This window comes from Planobispora longispora (assembly GCF_016863135.1).
GTDB lineage: Bacteria > Actinomycetota > Actinomycetes > Streptosporangiales > Streptosporangiaceae > Planobispora > Planobispora longispora.
The window spans coordinates 49,637-65,497 of record NZ_BOOH01000026.1 but is presented as its reverse complement, the minus strand read 5'-3'; the positions used below and the strand labels follow the sequence as shown (position 1 = coordinate 65,497).

The 15,861-nt window shown below is 73.0% G+C and carries 15 protein-coding genes and 1 pseudogene; 7 read left to right on the top strand and 9 right to left on the bottom strand.

Translation table 11 applies throughout. The features are described 5' to 3' along the window. From Plo01_RS18155 to Plo01_RS18130, 6 genes and pseudogenes are all read left to right on the top strand, one after another. A pseudogene (locus Plo01_RS18155) lies at positions 1-622 on the top strand (hypothetical protein); the annotation flags it as partial. Then, entirely contained in the window at positions 619-1,911 is a 1,293-nt protein-coding gene (locus Plo01_RS18150; RefSeq protein WP_203891802.1) for an O-antigen ligase family protein, read from the top strand. The pseudogene Plo01_RS18155 and the gene Plo01_RS18150, both read left to right, overlap by 4 nt. Then, on the top strand, positions 1,908-2,828 hold the full coding sequence (locus tag Plo01_RS18145; RefSeq protein WP_203891801.1) for a hypothetical protein: 921 nt from the start codon (positions 1,908-1,910) through the stop codon (positions 2,826-2,828). Before Plo01_RS18150 ends, Plo01_RS18145 begins: the two co-directional genes overlap by 4 nt. Then, on the top strand, positions 2,828-3,682 hold the full coding sequence (locus Plo01_RS18140) for a sulfotransferase (RefSeq protein WP_203891800.1): 855 nt from the start codon (positions 2,828-2,830) through the stop codon (positions 3,680-3,682). The genes Plo01_RS18145 and Plo01_RS18140 overlap by 1 nt, the downstream gene beginning before the upstream one ends. Next, positions 3,670-5,301, top strand: a complete 1,632-nt coding sequence (locus Plo01_RS40345) for a lipopolysaccharide biosynthesis protein (protein ID WP_239316581.1) — start codon at positions 3,670-3,672, stop codon at positions 5,299-5,301. The genes Plo01_RS18140 and Plo01_RS40345 overlap by 13 nt, the downstream gene beginning before the upstream one ends. Beyond that, on the top strand, positions 5,301-6,203 hold the full coding sequence (locus tag Plo01_RS18130; protein WP_203891799.1) for a sulfotransferase: 903 nt from the start codon (positions 5,301-5,303) through the stop codon (positions 6,201-6,203). The genes Plo01_RS40345 and Plo01_RS18130 overlap by 1 nt, the downstream gene beginning before the upstream one ends. Positions 6,204-6,271: 68 nt before the next feature. Here the strand turns inward: Plo01_RS18130 and Plo01_RS18125 are convergent, their stop codons facing one another. Next, on the bottom strand, positions 6,272-6,850 hold the full coding sequence (locus Plo01_RS18125; protein WP_203891798.1) for a TetR/AcrR family transcriptional regulator: 579 nt from the start codon (positions 6,848-6,850) through the stop codon (positions 6,272-6,274). Between the two features lie 109 nt (positions 6,851-6,959). Here Plo01_RS18125 and Plo01_RS18120 point away from each other — a divergent pair, with 109 nt between their 5' ends. Further along, positions 6,960-7,514, top strand: a complete 555-nt coding sequence (locus Plo01_RS18120; protein ID WP_203891797.1) for a carboxymuconolactone decarboxylase family protein — start codon at positions 6,960-6,962, stop codon at positions 7,512-7,514. A gap of 65 nt (positions 7,515-7,579) precedes the next feature. Here Plo01_RS18120 and Plo01_RS18115 read toward each other — a convergent pair whose 3' ends face one another. The 8 genes from Plo01_RS18115 to pth form a co-directional block, all read right to left on the bottom strand. Continuing rightward, the gene (locus tag Plo01_RS18115) at positions 7,580-8,434 is read right to left on the bottom strand and encodes a WecB/TagA/CpsF family glycosyltransferase (RefSeq protein WP_203891796.1); all 855 of its coding nucleotides are present in this window, start codon (positions 8,432-8,434) and stop codon (positions 7,580-7,582) included. Then, entirely contained in the window at positions 8,431-9,372 is a 942-nt protein-coding gene (locus tag Plo01_RS18110; protein ID WP_203891795.1) for a glycosyltransferase family 2 protein, read from the bottom strand. The genes Plo01_RS18115 and Plo01_RS18110 overlap by 4 nt, the downstream gene beginning before the upstream one ends. Then, positions 9,369-10,337: a sulfotransferase family protein gene (locus tag Plo01_RS18105; RefSeq protein WP_203891794.1), complete on the bottom strand. Its 969-nt coding sequence runs from the start codon at positions 10,335-10,337 to the stop codon at positions 9,369-9,371. Before Plo01_RS18105 ends, Plo01_RS18110 begins: the two co-directional genes overlap by 4 nt. Positions 10,338-10,622: 285 nt before the next feature. Next, positions 10,623-11,885, bottom strand: coding sequence for a sulfate adenylyltransferase subunit CysN (cysN, locus tag Plo01_RS18100; RefSeq protein WP_203891793.1), 1,263 nt, complete (start codon positions 11,883-11,885; stop codon positions 10,623-10,625). Next, a complete protein-coding gene (gene cysD / locus Plo01_RS18095) occupies positions 11,885-12,799 on the bottom strand; it encodes a sulfate adenylyltransferase subunit CysD (RefSeq protein WP_203891792.1) in 915 nt (304 codons plus the stop codon). The genes cysN and cysD overlap by 1 nt, the downstream gene beginning before the upstream one ends. Positions 12,800-12,831: 32 nt before the next feature. Continuing rightward, positions 12,832-13,599, bottom strand: coding sequence for a 3'(2'),5'-bisphosphate nucleotidase CysQ (locus Plo01_RS18090; RefSeq protein ID WP_203891791.1), 768 nt, complete (start codon positions 13,597-13,599; stop codon positions 12,832-12,834). Further along, positions 13,599-15,035 (bottom strand): sugar transferase, encoded by a 1,437-nt coding sequence (locus Plo01_RS18085; protein ID WP_203891810.1) that lies wholly within the window; start codon positions 15,033-15,035, stop codon positions 13,599-13,601. Before Plo01_RS18085 ends, Plo01_RS18090 begins: the two co-directional genes overlap by 1 nt. A 186-nt stretch (positions 15,036-15,221) precedes the next feature. After that, the gene (pth, locus tag Plo01_RS18080; protein WP_239316579.1) at positions 15,222-15,818 is read right to left on the bottom strand and encodes an aminoacyl-tRNA hydrolase; all 597 of its coding nucleotides are present in this window, start codon (positions 15,816-15,818) and stop codon (positions 15,222-15,224) included. Positions 15,819-15,861 lie beyond the last annotated feature (43 nt).

The window sequence follows — 15,861 nt, the reverse complement described above, 5'->3', positions numbered from 1 at the left end:
CACCCCGATCACCTCGGCCGAGGCACGGATCACCCCGATCACCTCGGCCGACGCACGGATCACCCCGATCACCTCGGCCGACGCACGGATCGCCGCGGCCATCAAGTCCGCGACCATGGCGACTCCGCCCCCCTCCACTGCGGCCGGGGAGAGCCCGGCCCCCGAGACCGCGATCATCAGGACGACGGACATCAGAGCCGCCGCCCCCGGCGTTCCCGGCGCGCCCTCCCCTGCCAGTCCCGCCGGGCCCGCCGCCCTCGGCGGCCCTTCCGCGTCTCCGCCCGCCGGCTCCGTCGCCGCCGGTGACGCCGACGCCGCCGCCACCGCCGAGATCTCCGCCTCCGAGGTGCGAGCCGCCATGCGCGAGCACAGCGCGGCCCAGTCCCCGGCGGCGCTCCCCGCCACGCCCCTCCCGGCCGGGCTCACCGGATCACCCAGGACGGGTGAACGGCGCGAGCCGGCGGGGTCGAGCGGATTGACCGGGTCGAGCGGGTTGGCCGGGCCGAGCGGGTTGGCCGGGCTGGCCGTCCCCGCCGAGCGGAGCAAGCCCGTGGAAGACTCCCCGGAGACCGTCCCGCTGACGCAGCTCCCCTCGCTCGGCAAGAAGGTCTTCCCGGCGTGAGACTCCCGCACCGGGCGGCATGGCCGATCGCCGCCTTCCTCGTGGGTTACCCCGTGTGGTGGGCCATGGGCTTCGGCGGACTGGCGCTGGTCGTGCTGGCCCCGGCCATGGCGGCCGTGCTGTGGCGGCGGCGGCCGATCAAGGTGCCGCGCGGGTTCGGACTCTGGCTGCTGCTGCTCGCGGGCTACCTCGTCAGCTCGGTCATGCTCGCCGAGATGCCGCCGGGCACCTACGGCGAGTTCGGCGCGGGCCGGCTGGTCGGCTACCTGATGCGCCTGTCCCTCTACGCCTCACTGACGATCATGGTGCTCTACCTCGGCAACCTGACCGAGCGCGAGCTGCCGCAGCTCACCCTCGTGCGCATGCTGGGCGCGCTGTTCCTCACGACCGTCGCGGGCGGGCTGCTCGGCGTGTTCGCGCCGCACGTCCAGTTCACCTCGCCGGTGGAACGGCTCCTGCCCGGCTGGATCAGCGGCAACTCCTTCGTCCAGAACCTGATCCACCCCACCGCCGCCCAGATCCAGAAGGTCCTCGGGCACGCCTCGCCCCGCCCCGAGGCGCCCTTCGAGTGGGCCAACGCCTGGGGCAGCAACCTGTCGGTCCTGCTCATCTGGTTCGTGGTCGGCTGGTGGGTGTACGGCGGGCCGCGCAGCCGCCTCGCCACGGCCCCGCTGCTCGCGCTCGCCGCCATCCCGGTCGTCTACTCGCTCAACCGCGGGCTCTGGATCGGCCTGGGGATCGCCGTCGGCTACCTGGTGCTGCGCCTGGGCGCCCGGGGCCGCGCCGTCGCCTGCGCCGCGGTCGCGGCCGGGGTGCTGGTGTTCTTCCTGAGCCCCCTGCAGGCGGTCGTGGCCCAGCGGCTGGACCGGCCGCACAGCAACGACATCCGCGCCTTCACCGTGGCCTCCACCATCGCCGCCGCGCAGTTCTCGCCTGTCATCGGCTACGGCAACACCCGCAACGCGACGGGCAACCACAAGACGATCACCACCGGCAAGAGCGACTGGTGCGAGACCTGCGGCCATCCCCCGCTGGGCAGCGACGGCCAGCTCTGGCACCTGATGATCACTCAGGGGTTCGTCGGGGCCGCTCTCTACGTCGCCTTCTTCGCCGGGGCCGTCCGGCGACACTGGGCCGACCGCTCGCCGATCGGCATGGCCGGGGTCCTGGTGATGATCCTCACGCTTCTCTACATGTTCGTCTACGACGGGCTGGTCACGCCGCTCAGCCTCTACCTGATCTCGTTCGCACTGCTCTGGAGGAACTCCATGGAGGACGGGTCCCGATGAACGACGCCCGCGTCCGGCTGCGTTACCTGCGCCAGACGATCAGTCTGCTCTTCCCCGGCCCCGGCGAGGCGCAGCCGTACAGCCTGCTCCCGCACCCTCTGGTCCCCCGCAGGCTCGTCCCCCGCTCGTGGTGGCACCCCTGCGGGAAGGTCATGGTCCCCTCCGGAGAGGACACCATCGAGACCCACCTGAGCCAGGCGCTGGGCGTGCCGGTCCGGGTGGTGCTCCACGTCCGCCCGGCCCGGCGGGCCAACCGCAAGCCCATCCTGGAGGCGCACGGGCCCGCCGGGCCGGTCGCCTTCGTGAAGATCGGCGACACCGTCCGCACCCGCGAGCTCATCGTCAACGAGGCGCGGACGCTCGACGCGCTCGCCGAGGTCCCGCTGAAGACCGTGGTCCCGCCGGCCGTGCTCCACCACGGGTCCTGGCGCGGCCTGGAGGTGCTCGCGCTCTCCCCGCTGCCCGTCCCGGACCGGACCGCCCGCCTGCGGCGCGGTGCGATCCCGCGCGACCTGCTCACCGAGGCCGTCCGCGAGATCAGCGCGGTCCGCGAGGGGAAACACGCCTGGCACGGCGACTTCTGCCCGTGGAACATCGCGCTCGGCCCGGACGGACGGCTCCTGGTGTGGGACTGGGAGCGGTTCGCCACCGGGGTGCCGCTCGGCTTCGACGCCCTGCACCACTTCTTCCAGTCCGCCCTGCGCCGGATGAAACCCGCCGTCGCGGCCCGGGCCTGCGTGGCGCAGGCGCTGCCGATCCTGGCCCCGTTCGGGCTGTCGGCCGCCGAGGCGCGGCTGACCGCGGTCCACTACCTGATCACGCTGGCCGAGCGGCACGCCGCCGACGGCCACGAGCCGCTCGGCCCGCCCGCGCGCTGGCTCAGCCCCGTCGTCGACGCCCAGGAGGTCCTGGTGTGATGCCCACGCTGAAGCGCTCCGCCCATGCCGCGTCCCGGGTCGCGGGACGTCTCACCTCCGGGAGCCGGGTCCTGCCCGCCTTCCTGATCACTGGCGCGCAGCGCTCCGGCACGACCTCGCTCTACCGGGCGCTCACCCAGCACCCGCTGGTGCTCAAGCCGGTCCTGCACAAGGGCGTGCACTACTTCGACATGGCCTACGACCGGGGCCTGCCGTGGTACCGGGCGCACTTCCCGCTGCGGGCGGCGGTCTCCCGCCTGTCCCGCCGGTACGGCCACCGGGCGCAGGCCTTCGAGTCCTCGCCCTACTACCTGTTCCATCCGCTGGCCCCCGCCCGCATCGCCGAGGACCTGCCGGGGGTGAAGCTGATCGTCCTGGTCCGCGACCCGGTCGAGCGGGCCTTCTCCGCCCACGCCCACGAGCTGGCCCGGGGGTTCGAGACCGAGACGTCCTTCGCCAGGGCCGTGGAGCTGGAGGAGGAACGGCTCGCGGGCGTGACCGAGGCGCTGACCGCCGCCCCCCACTCCGCCAGCCACGCCCACCGCCACCACGCCTACCTGGCCAGGGGCCGCTACGCCGGGCAGCTGGAGCGGCTGGAGCGGCTGGTCGGCCGGGACCGCATGCTGGTGCTGGACAGCGGGTGCTTCTTCACCCGGCCGGAGGTCGTCCACGACCGCGTGCTGGAGTTCCTCGGGCTGCCGCACCTCGGCGACCCGATCTTCGAGCGGCACAACGCCCGCCCCCGGCCCGCGCCGATGCCCTCCTCGCTCCGCCGGGAGCTGAGCGAGCACTTCGCGGAGTCCGACGCGCGGCTGGCCCGGTGGCTCGGCGCGGAACCCTCATGGCGGCGCTGAACACCCCCGTCCCCCGCGTGCCCGGCGGTCTGGCCAGGCACGGACTGGCCGGGCTGGCCGGGGCCGGCATCAGCGCCGCCGTGCAGTTCCTCACGGTGGTGCTGCTCACCCGCTCCACCGGCCAGGAGACGGCGGGCACGTTCTTCACCGCGACCGCGCTCTGCCTGATGACCGCCGGGGTCCTGCGGATGGACGCCGGCAACGGGCTGATCCACTTCCTCGCCCGCACCCGCCGTACCGACTCCGGACCGACCGCCTCCCAGGACGACTCCGGACCGGCCTCCTCCCAGGACGACTCCGGACCGACCACTTCCCAGGAGTGCTCCGGACCCGCCGCCTCCCGAGGCGGTCCCGGGGCGGCCGCCTCCTACCTCCGCGCGGCGCTCGTCCCGGTCCTCGCCCTCTCGGTGACCGCCGCGGTCACCGTCATGATCATCACTGTGGTCGCCGCCGGAGGCGTCGTCCCGTCCCGCGAGGTCATCCCGGCGGGAGCGCCCGGCGCCGTCCTCGTGGCGGCACTCGCGCTCCCCGTCATCGTGTGCTCCGACGTCCTGGTCGCGGCCACCCGGGGACTGGGCACGATGCGGCTCACGGCACTCCTGGACGGCGTCCTCCGGCCGCTGGGCCAGCTGATCCTCCTCGCCCTGGTGCTCCCGGCCCTCCTCGGAGATCCCGGCATCCCCGCCCTCGGCACGGCCCCCGGCGCCTCCTCCGATCTCGGCACGGCCCCCGGCGCCTCCTCCGGCCTCGGCGTCTCCGATCCTCACGGCGGCCCGGCACGGCCGGACGTCCCCGGTCTGGCCGTCCTGCTCGCGGCGTGGGCGCTGCCGTACCTGCCGGTGGTCCTGCTGGCCGCGCTCTGGCTGCGCCGGAGGCTGCCCCGCGCGCCGCGCGCCCGGGGCGCCGCCCGCGAGCTGTGGCGGCACACCTGGCCGAGGTCGGCGGCGGCGGCCGTGCAGGCGGTGTTCCAGCGGTTCGACATCGTGATCGTGGCGGCGCTCGCCGGAGCGGCCGAGGCGGCCGTCTACACCGCCGCCACCCGCTTCAAGGCCGTGGGCCAGCTCGCCGGGCAGGGCCTGGCGCAGGCGGCGCAGCCCCGGCTGGTCCGCGCGCTGGCCGAGGGCGACCTGCTCCGCGCCCGCCGGATCTACCAGACCACCACCGCCTGGCTGGTCCTGCTGACCTGGCCGGTCTGGCTGGCCTACGCCGCGCTCGCACCGTGGCTGCTCGGCCTCTTCGGCGACGGCGGCAGCGGCGGTGACGGCTACGCCTCCGGCGTCCCGGTCGCGCTCGTGCTCGCCGCCACCATGATGATCGCCACCGCCTGCGGCATGGCCGACGTGGCGCTGACCGCCGCCGGGCACACCCGCGCCAGCCTCGCGAACCTGCTCGCCGCCCTGGCCGTGACCGCGGCGCTGGGCGTGGCGCTGATCCCCTCTCTCGGCGCGCTCGGCGCGGCCCTGGGGTGGTCCGCCGGCGTGCTGGTCAAGAACCTGCTCCCGCTCTGGCGGCTGCACCGCCGCTACGGCCTGCGCCCGTTCGGCCGCCACACCCTGCCCGCGTGCGCGCCCTGGCGACGGCCCGACGCGGCGCCCGCCCTCGCGTTCAGGAGGTCGTGATGACGCCCGTGCTGGTGACCGGACTGCCCAGGAGCGGCACGAGCTGGGCGGGCCGGATGCTCGCGGCGGGCGGCGAGCTGGTCTACGTCAACGAGCCGCTCAACCCGCTGCCCCGCCCCGGCCGCTCCCCCGGCGTGCTCGACGCCGAGGTCACCCACCGTTTCCAGTACATCAGCGCCGACGACGACGAGGTGTGGCTGCGGGCCTTCACCGACACGGTGGCGCTGCGCTACCGGTTCCTGGCCGAGCTGCGCCGCAACCGCGCGCCGTACGACCTGGCCCGGATGCTCCGGTACGGCGCCGCGTTCACCTTCGGCCGCCTGACCGGCCGCCGCGCGCTGCTCGACGACCCGTTCGCGCTGCTGTCGGCGGGCTGGTTCGCCGAGCGGCTGGGCTGCCGGGTGATCGTCCTGATCCGCGACCCGGTGGCCTTCACCGGCAGCTGGCAGCGGCTCGGCTGGACGGTCTACTTCCACGAGCTGCTGGAACAGCCCCTGCTGGTCCGCGACCACCCCCGGGTGGAGGAACTGCGCCCGCTGGTGGGCTCCCAGGACCGCCTGGCCAAGGCCGCCGCGCTCTGGCGGGTCTCCACCGCCGTCGTCACCGACCTCGCCGCCCGCCACCCGGGGATCCTGCTGGTCTCCTACGAGGAGCTGGCCGCCGACCCGCTCCGGGGTTTCCGCCACCTGTACGACTGGGCGGGCCTGAGCTGGAGCCCCCGCGCCGAGTCCCGTGTCTCCCGCGCCTGTACGGCTCCCGCCTCCTCCGGCGGCGCCTTCGCCTGGCACGGCCTGTCCCGCACGGCCTTCCGCCCGATGGACTCCCGCCGCGCCCCGGCCGAGGCGCGATCCCGCCTGACCCCGGACGAAACCCGCCGCGTCCTGGACCTGGCCTACGCCTGAGGGCCGGTACGGCGCGGTTGTGGGTACGGCGCGCGGGGCGCGGAAGCGGACGTCCTCGATCACCAGGGTCACGATTCGCCTTGCCGCCGGGGCGCCGCGGCGAGCAGGAGCCTGGCCGTGGCCTTGGCGGTCCGGGCGGCGGTGCGATCGCGGTCGAGATGGGCGGCGGTGACGGCGCCGTCGATGAGCTGGACGAGTGCGGCGGCGAGCCGCGGGTCGGCCTCGGTCCCGAGGATGCCGGGGAAGAGCCCGTGGAGCCAGGCGCGGTGGTAGGCGATGGTCTGCTGGATGCCGGGGTGGTGAGGGTATTCGGCCGCGGCGTTGATGAAGGGGCAGCCGCGGTATCCGGGGGCTGACAGCTGCTCGTGGAAGACGTCGAAGACGGCCAGCGCCCGGTCGGCCGGGTCGTCGGCCCGGGCGCGCGCCTCGGCGTCGACATGGGCGCGCCAGGCGTCGGTACGGTGCCGCAGGTAGGCCTCGACCAGGTCCTCCTTGGTGCGGAAATGCACATACATCGTGGACTTGGCCACGCCGCTGTCGGCGATGACCCGGTCGATGCCGACCGCGCGGATGCCTTCGGCGTAAAACAGCGCGTCCGCGGTTTCCAGCAGCCGTTGCCGTACCGGCGGGGCCCCCGTCTTCCTCATGCGGCCAGTATCGAACGAACAGTTCTGTTTGACAAACGGGAAACCCGCGATCTACGTTCACCTCGTATCGGACGAACAGTTCTGTTCGATAGGAGCGAGAGGCACCTCGATGACCCGTGTGAACCTGATCGACCCCGACACCGCCACCGGAACCGCCGCCGAACAGCTCGCGGCCACCCGGCAGACCATGGGCGTGATCCCGAACATGGCCAAGGCCATGGCCAACAGCCCCGCCGCGCTCCAAGGGTTCCTCGGCCTGTTCGGCGCGCTCAAGGGCGGAGTGCTGCGGGCAGCGGACCAGGAGCGGATCGCGCTGGCGGTGGCGGAGATGAACGGCTGCACCTACTGCCTGTCGGCGCACACCATGGTGTCCCGCAACGTGACCAAGCTTCCGGAGGAGGAGATCGAAGCCGCCCGCCGCGGCGAGAGCGGCGATCCCACGTCGGCTGCCATCTTGCGTCTGGCCGTCGCCGTCACCCGGGACCGCGGTCACGTCGGCGAGGAAGATTTCGCCGCCGCCCGCCAGGCCGGCCTCAGCGACGAGGAGATCGTCGAAGTCGTCGCCAACGTCGCCCGGAACGTCTTCACCAACTACATCAACGAGACCCTCGCGGTCGACGTCGAATGGCCCCCGGTCAAGCCGTTCACCCACGCCACCGCGTAGCGGCAGCCCCGGCGGCGCTCAGCCCTGAGCCGGACCCGGGCGACGCGCCCTATCGCCGTACCCGTTCAGGAGAACAGGCGCCTCACCAGGCAGACGGTCAGCAGACGGAGCGCGAAGGGCAGGTCGTTGACGAGGTAGCGGCGGGCCAGGCGGCCGGGCTCGCTGCACAGGCGGAACAGCCATTCCAGGCCCACCCGCTGCATCCACCCGGGAGCCCGGGGCACCGCGCCCGCGGTGAAGGAGACGGCCGCGCCGCACCCGACGAACCAGGTGGTGGGCAGGTCCTCGCGGAGCGCCGCGATGAGGCGGTCCTGCTTGGGGAAGCCCAGCCCGACGAAGACCAGCCTGGGCGCGGCGGCCAGCAGCGCGTCCCGGACCGCGGCGTAGCTCTCCGGGCACTGCTCGAACCCGTACGGCGGCGCGTCCACCCCGGCGACGGTCAGCGACGGGTAGTGGCCGATGAGCCTGGCCGCCGCCTCCCTGGCCACACCCGGTGGGCCGCCCAGCACGTAGATCGGGTAGCCGTAGAAGGCCGCGGCCTCCGACAGGGACCAGATCAGGTCGGCGCCGGTGACCCGGGCCGGGACGGGGGTGCGCAGCAGCCGCGCCGCCCACACCAGCGGCATGCCGTCGGCCACCGCCAGGTCGGCGCCCTCGACGAGCGCGCGCAGGTCGGCGTCGCGGGAGACGGCCCGGCTGATGTCGATGTTCGGGGTGACGATGTGGCCGCCCTCGCCGCGTTTGAGCGCGGCGACCACGTGGTCGACCACCTCGCCCTCGGTCATCGGGTCGAGCGCGAGACCCGCCACGCGTACGCGGCGGCGCAGCCGCTTGCGGGTCGCCTTGTCCGGCCGGGGCCGCTGCCGGGGAACCGCCGCCTTGGCCCTCGTGTGACCGTGGCCGGTGACGGTCCGCGTCATATGCCGTGTCCGTGGTGGTGCAGCCTGCTCAGCACCGCCCGTGCCGAGACCAGCCCCAGGGCCACGGCGAGCGCGAGCGGCACCCGGGGTTCGCCGTGCCGGGAGGTGAAGGCCCGCCAGGCCCAGCGGCCGGCCTCTCTCCGGTGGCCGAGGGCCGCGTGGTGGAAGGCGAGCTGCCCGTAGACGCGGGCCGCGCCGCGCGGGTCGCGGGTCAGCTCGGGGTGGCGGGCGAGCATCCACTCGAGCCCGGCGATCCGGTCGGCCCAGCGGGTGGCGTACGCGGAGCCGCCCCAGCGCACCCGGACCAGGGGACGGTCGACGTGCACGATGGGGCACCGCCCGGCGGCGCGCAGGGCGAGGTCCCAGTCTTCGTTCTGGCCGCCGGGGGCGCTCTCGTCCACCCACAGCTCGCCCCGCCGGAACAGGAACGTGGAGGAGTGGACCATCGCCATGCGCGAGCGCACGAGATGCCGGTGGGTCACCCGACGGGTCCCGGCCCGGCGCGGGACGCGGCGGGAGCCGTACTCCACCTCGATGGCGCAGCTCGCGAACTCCGCTCCCGGCTCCGCCGACAATGCCGCGACCTGGGCGGACAGTTTGCCCGGCAGCCACTGGTCGTCGTCGTCGCAGAAGGCCACCAGGTCGGTGCCGAGGGCGGCGATGCCGGTGTTGCGGGTGCCCGGCAGGCCGGGGGTGAGCCGGTTGCCGAGCACCCGGACGCCGCGTTCGGGCGGGGTGGTTCCGCGGATCGCCATGGCCCGGCCGGCCAGGAGGTCGGCCACCTCCTCGGCGACCGGCGTGGGGTCGTCGCCGTCGACGACGACGACGATCTCGACGGGGCCCGGGTAGTCCTGCGCCAGAGCGGCGCGTACGGCGGCGCGCAGCTGGCGGGGCCGGTGTCCCCTGGTGGGGATGACCACGCCCACCGATGGACTCATCGGAACCTCCAGGAATAGTCGTATCGGATCATGAGTGGCCAGGTCAGTGCGGTGACCAGGCGCAGGTGCCGGGACGGGGCCGAGGTGCGCCAGCGGTCGTCCCGGGCGAGCTCGACGCGGCCCACCGTGAAGCGCATGGGGTTGCCCGAGACGGTGTGCGCGGGCGACAGCTCGGCCGTGCCGCCGTCGAGGAAGCCGAGCGGCGGCGGGCGCAGGCCGAACCCGCCGACCAGCTGCCCGAGGATCCGCGCGGGATCGGCCAGCAGGTCCTCGTAGCGGACCCGGGTGACCGGCACGCCCCGGCGGGCCAGGAGTTCGAGGCCGAGGTTCTGGGCCAGCCAGTGCAGCGAGGTGCGGGCCGGCGGCCAGCGGGTCATGTGGGCGCCGTCCTCGGGGCGGGAGACCCGCCGGTGCCAGGAGTGCGCGACCGCGCGGGGGTCGCGCACGACGTGCACGACGTGCACGTCGGTTCCGGCCGCCGCCAGGCAGAAGGCCAGGGAGGCGTGCTTGCTGGAGTCGACGACGACCGAGCGGCCCGCCGCCTCGCCCGCGGCGTCGTAGAGGCGGCGGTAGGCGGCGGCGTATTCTTCCAGCTCGGTGGGCTCCTCCAGGAGCCGCCCGCCGTCTCCGGTCCCCGTCTCCTCCCCGGCGAGGAGGGCCGCCAGCGCGGGGATCCGCCGGGTGCGGTCCACCCGCCAGCGCAGCGCGAGCATGCGCTCGGCCCGTTCGCGGGACCATCCGCCGAACGCCCTGTCGCCGACCTGGAGCCAGAAGGGGCACGCGCCGAACGGCTCGCCGCACCCGCAGGCCTCACCGGCCAGCACGCCCCGCTCCCAGAGGTGGACCACCTCGCCGAGCGCGGCGATCCCGGGGACCTCCCCCAGCAACCGCTCCAGCAGCGTGGTGCCGCTACGGCCGAGGCCACCCAGGAAAACGACCCGGACAGGGGACGGACTGGTAGGCACGGGCACGAATCCTCACCACGGCGGATACGGAACGTGCCGACCCTAGCGCGGAGAGTAACTCGCCAGTCAGTGAACGGTCAAACAATCTACCTACGGCCCCGGCGAGATGATCATGGTCGTCGCGCCTCGGGAACCGTACGGCGACGGCGCCCGCCGCCGCCGTCCGCGCAGCGGCGGACAGCGGTGACAGGCGCCGCGAAAGCACACGTCAGAGCGTGTTCTCCGGACCGTCCGGCCCGCCGTGGCCGCTCACGGGACCACGGCGGCGGAGACCGGGGAGGCGGTCTACCGGGCGTCGACGATCATGCCGGCGCCGACGGTGTTGTTGGTGGACTCGTCCACCAGGATGAAGCCGCCGGTGAGGCGGTTCCTCGCGTAGTCGTCCACGAACAGGGGCTGGGTGACCCGGAGGGAGACCCGGCCGATCTCGTTCAGGCCGAGCGACTGCGCCGCCTCGTCGCGGTGCAGGGTGTTGACGTCCAGCCGGTAGTGCAGGTCGCGCACCAGCGCCCGCGCCGTCCTGGTGGTGTGCTTGATGGTCAGCTTGGTGCGCGGGCCCAGCTTGCTCGCGTCGGTCATCCAGCAGACCATCGCCTCCAGCTCCTGGGCGGCGTGCGGCTGGTTGTTCGGGCGGCAGATCATGTCGCCGCGCGAGATGTCGATGTCGTCCTCCAGCCGGAGGGTGACCGACATCGGCGCGAACGCCTCCTCCACCGGGCCGTCGTAGGTGTCGATGGAGGCGATGCGGGTGCTCAGGCCGGACGGCAGGTGCATGACCTCGTCCCCCGGCTTCAGCACGCCCCCGGCGACCTGGCCCGCGTAACCGCGGTAGTCGTGCAGGGCCGGGTCGGTGGCCCGCTGGGGGCGGATGACGTACTGGACGGGGAAGCGCACGTCGACGAGGTTGCGGTCGGAGGCGATGTGCACGTTCTCCAGGTGGTGCAGGAGCGACGACCCGTTGTACCAGGGCATGTTCTGCGAGCGGGACACCACGTTGTCGCCGAGCAGCGCCGAGATCGGGATGAACGTCAGGTCGGGCGCGTTCAGCTTGGAGGCGAACGCGGTGAACTCCTCGCGGATCTCCTCGAAGCGCTCCTCGGAGTAGTCGACGAGGTCCATCTTGTTGACGGCCAGCACCAGGTGCGGCACCCGCAGCAGGGTCGTCAGGAACGCGTGCCGCCGCGACTGCTCCAGCACGCCCTTGCGGGCGTCGATCAGAATGATCGCCAGGTCCGCGGTGGAGGCGCCGGTGACCATGTTCCGGGTGTACTGGATGTGCCCGGGGGTGTCGGCGATGATGAACTTGCGCCGCGGGGTGGCGAAGTAGCGGTAGGCCACGTCGATCGTGATGCCCTGCTCCCGCTCGGCCCGCAGGCCGTCGGTGAGCAGCGACAGGTCGGTGTACTCCGTGCCGCGGTCGCGGGAGGTGCGCTCGACCGCCTCCAGCTGGTCCTCGAAGATCGCCTTGGAGTCGAAGAGCAACCGGCCGATCAGGGTCGACTTTCCGTCGTCGACGCTTCCCGCGGTGGCAAAGCGAAGAATGTCCATCAGAAGTAGCCTTCCCTCTTGCGGTCTTCCATCGCGGCCTCGGAGGCGCGGTCGTCGGCGCGGGTGGCGCCGCGCTCGGTGATGCGGGTGGCGGCGATCTCGTCGATGATCTCCTCGACCGTCCCGGCGCTCGACTGCACCGCCCCGGTGCAGGTGGCGTCGCCCACCGTGCGGTAGCGCACGACGGCCTCGAAGAGCGGCTCGTCGTCGCCCCGGGTGATCCACGGGTTGTCGGCCAGCAGCATGCCATCGCGCTCGAACACCGCGCGGCTGTGCGCGAAGTAGATCGACGGGATCTCGATGCCCTCGCGGCGGATGTAGTCCCAGATGTCCAGCTCGGTCCAGTTGGACAGCGGGAAGACCCGGATGTGCTCGCCCTTGCGGATCTTGGCGTTGTACAGGTTCCACAGCTCGGGCCGCTGGTTCTTCGGGTCCCACTGGCCGAAGTCGTCGCGGAAGGAGAACACCCGCTCCTTGGCGCGGGCCTTCTCCTCGTCGCGCCGCGCGCCGCCGAACACGGCGTCGAACTCGTTCTCCTCGATGGCGTCCAGCAGCGTGGTGGTCTGCAGGCGGTTGCGGGAGGCCCGGCGGCCGGTCTCCTCCACCACCCGCCCGGCGTCGATGGAGTCCTGGACGGAGGCCACGACCAGGCGCGCGCCCAGCTCCTCGACCCGGCGGTCGCGGAACTCGATGACCTCGGGGAAGTTGTGCCCGGTGTCCACGTGCATCAGCGGGAAGGGGATCGGCGCGGGCCAGAACGCCTTCTCCGCGATGCGGAGCATCACGATGGAGTCTTTGCCCCCGGAGAAGAGCAGACACGGACGCTCGAACTCGGCTGCCACCTCACGCATGATGTGGATGGCCTCCGCTTCGAGGACATCGAGCTGCGACGTGGTGTAGTCGCGCTGGAGCATCTGACTCTCCTCGGGGATGAGAGGGTCTTCCTCTATCGGTGCAGATCCCGGATGCCGGCGAGCAAAGTTGACGCCAGTCCAGGTAGGGAAACCAGAATATCCGGTAGTGAGGGGTTGCCCTGGTTGTAGGTCAGGGATGAGCCGTCGATCCTGCTCGCGTGGGCTCCGGAGGCCAGCGCCACGGCGACCGGCGCGGCGGAGTCCCATTCGTACTGACCGCCGGCGTGGACGTAGGCCTCGACCTCTCCGGTGAGCACCGCGGAGATCTTGGCGCCCGCCGACCCGATCGGCACCAGGTCGGCGCCGACGAGACCGGCGAGGTTGCGCACGAACTCCGGAGGCCGCGTCCGGCTGACCGCGATCCGGGGCCTGGCCTCCGCCGGGAGCGGCGGCAGCGCCGGGGGATTCCCGGTGAACAGCGTCCTGCCCTGGGCGGGCAGCGCCACCGCCCCGGCGACCAGCTCGCCGCGCTCCCAGAGCGCCACGTGGACCGCCCAGTCCTGGCGGCCCTCCTCGGCGAACTCCCGCGTGCCGTCCAGCGGATCGACGATCCACACCCGGTCGGCCCTGAGCCGGCGGGGATCGAGCCGCTCCTGCTGGGTCGCCTCCTCGGACAGCACACTGTCACTCGGGCGCAGTCGCGTGAGCGCCTCCATCAGGAACCGGTGCGAGGCCGCGTCGCCCTCCTTGCGCAGCGCGGACGGGTCGCCGAAGCCCTCCTTCTCCCGGAGGGCCAGGAGCCTCTCGCCCGCGTCCTCCGCCAGATCCCTGGCCAGCTCATGATCGTCGCGAATCGTCATCAGTACGCTCCAGCTCCTCGCGCGACAGCCGACCAAGTCTTCCACAGGATCTGAAGATCCAAAGTGAGGGACCAGTTCTCCACGTAACGCAGGTCGAGCCGGACCGATTCCTCCCAGCTCAGATCGGACCTCCCGCTCACCTGCCACAGCCCCGTCATCCCCGGCTTGACCACCAGCCTGCGCCGGACGTCGTCGCCGTACCGGGCGACCTCCTCCGGCAGCGGCGGCCGGGGGCCCACCAGCGACATGTGGCCGAACAGCACGTTGATCAGCTGCGGCAGCTCGTCCAGGGAGTGACGGCGCATCCGCGCGCCCAGCGCGGTCACCCGCGGGTCGTCCCGGATCTTGAACAGCACGCCCCCGCCGTCGCTCACCAGCCCGATCTTCCGCCCCTCGGCGTCCACCGCCATCGTCCGGAACTTGTAGATCGTGAACTCCTCGCCGTCCCGCCCCACCCGCGTCTGCCGGAACAGCACCGGGCCCGGGCTCGACGCCCGGACCGCCAGCGCCAGCCCCAGCAGCAGCGGGAGCAGCGCGACCAGCAGCACCCCGGCGACGAGCCGGTCGAACAGGTTCTTGACCACCTGGCGCACGCCGACCAGCTCCGGGTGCTCCACGTGCAGCAGCGGCAGGCCCGCCACCGGGCGGATCGTGGTCCGCGGCCCGGCCACCTCCATCAGCGCCGGGGCGACCACGAGATCGGTGTGCGTCTTCTCCAGCCGCCAGGCCAGCCGGCGCAGCGCCAGCCCGTCCATCTCCGGGCAGGCCAGCACCGCCACGGTGTCGGCCTCCGCCTGTCCCACCGCGAGCGGCACGTCGGCGAAACCGCCCAGGACCGGGACCCCCGCCACCTCGTCTCTTCCGGTGTACGGCGTGCAGGCCCCCACGACCTTCATCCCGTGGTACGGCTCGCGGCGGAACCGGTCGACCAGCTCGGCGACCGCCGTACGGTGCCCCACCGCGACGACCCGCCGCATGCACCCGCCGCGCGCCCGCCTCCGGTGCAGCATCCGGCGCAGGCCGTAGCGCGCGAGCAGGGTCAGGACGGTGGTCAGCGGGACCGCCAGCACGACGTAACCCCGCGCCACGTCGGTCTTGGTCACGTAGGCGCCCACGGCGAGGGCGGCGGTGAGCATGAACCCGCACTGGATGACCCGCTGGAACTCCTCCGGGCCCAGCCCGATCAGCCGGGGCTCGTAGGCCCGGTTCAGCGCGACCGCGCACACCCACACCACGGGCAGCGCCGCGCTCAGCGCCACATAGGGCGCGACGTACGGCGTGACCTCGCCGAAGCGCACGAACAGCGCGAGGGCGCCGGCGAGACAGGCGCAGCCCACGTCCGAGACGACGGCCCGCACCCGGTGCCCGCGCACCCAGCCCGGCACCCGCGGACGGGCCGCGGGCGCCGGCCCCGGCGCCGTCTGCACGGCGGTCACGTCACGCACTCGGTTTCCTCCGTGTAATCAACCATCTACGGAATGCAATGGGATGGTATCGACGGGAGGAAAGCCCCGGAGGTTGAAGACCGAAACGTCTACGTCTATGGAAGTTGGACCTCATGCCCGGTTCGCCGGGAAAACGGATACCCGATCGGCCGGGGGAACGGCCCCGGCCCGGCGGCCCTACCGGGGCGGCCCGGACGGCTTCAGGTCGGCGGCGTGGAAGGTGTTCTGCGTCGGCTCCAGGCCCGCCTTCACCAGAGACTCCACCACGTCGGCGGCCCGGTCGACGAGGAAGCCCAGATCCTTGCGCTCGGCGGTGGCGAAGTCCTTCAGGACGAAGGAGGCGGCGTCCATCCGGCCGGGCGGGCGGCCGATGCCGAACCGCAGCCGCAGGTAGTCCCTGGTCCCCAGCGACTTCGTGATCGACTTCAGGCCGTTGTGGCCGTTGTCGCCGCCGCCCAGCTTGGCCCGGAGCGCGCCGTACGGGACGTCCAGTTCGTCGTGGACGACGATCACACGCGCCGGATCGACCTTGTAGAAGTCGGCGACGGCCTTGACCGGGCCACCCGAGAGGTTCATGAACGACAGGGGCTTGACCAGCACGGCGGGGGCGCCCGCCACCCGGCCGGTCAGCACCTCGGCCCGCGACTTGTGCGCCTTGAAGCGCTCACCCGCCCGCGCGGCCAACTCGTCCAGCACCATGAACCCCACGTTGTGCCGGTTCCCGGCGTACTCCGGCCCGGGGTTCCCCAGACCCACCACCAGCCAGCGGTCCACGGTCGGCGTCCCTTCGTCTCCATGGCGTCCATGCCGTATCCAC

Excerpts from the sequence above, each read along its gene's own strand:
- Plo01_RS18120 (WP_203891797.1), top strand. The coding sequence starts at position 6,960 with ATGACCCGTGTGAACCTGATCGACCCCGACACCGCCACCGGAACCGCC.
- Plo01_RS18145 (WP_203891801.1), top strand. The coding sequence starts at position 1,908 with ATGAACGACGCCCGCGTCCGGCTGCGTTACCTGCGCCAGACGATCAGT.
- cysN (WP_203891793.1), bottom strand. The coding sequence starts at position 11,885 with ATGGACATTCTTCGCTTTGCCACCGCGGGAAGCGTCGACGACGGAAAG.
- Plo01_RS18125 (WP_203891798.1), bottom strand. The coding sequence starts at position 6,850 with ATGAGGAAGACGGGGGCCCCGCCGGTACGGCAACGGCTGCTGGAAACC.
- Plo01_RS18130 (WP_203891799.1), top strand. The coding sequence starts at position 5,301 with ATGACGCCCGTGCTGGTGACCGGACTGCCCAGGAGCGGCACGAGCTGG.
- Plo01_RS18115 (WP_203891796.1), bottom strand. The coding sequence starts at position 8,434 with ATGACGCGGACCGTCACCGGCCACGGTCACACGAGGGCCAAGGCGGCG.
- Plo01_RS18140 (WP_203891800.1), top strand. The coding sequence starts at position 2,828 with ATGCCCACGCTGAAGCGCTCCGCCCATGCCGCGTCCCGGGTCGCGGGA.
- Plo01_RS18090 (WP_203891791.1), bottom strand. The coding sequence starts at position 13,599 with ATGACGATTCGCGACGATCATGAGCTGGCCAGGGATCTGGCGGAGGAC.
- Plo01_RS18110 (WP_203891795.1), bottom strand. The coding sequence starts at position 9,372 with ATGAGTCCATCGGTGGGCGTGGTCATCCCCACCAGGGGACACCGGCCC.
- Plo01_RS40345 (WP_239316581.1), top strand. The coding sequence starts at position 3,670 with ATGGCGGCGCTGAACACCCCCGTCCCCCGCGTGCCCGGCGGTCTGGCC.
- cysD (WP_203891792.1), bottom strand. The coding sequence starts at position 12,799 with ATGCTCCAGCGCGACTACACCACGTCGCAGCTCGATGTCCTCGAAGCG.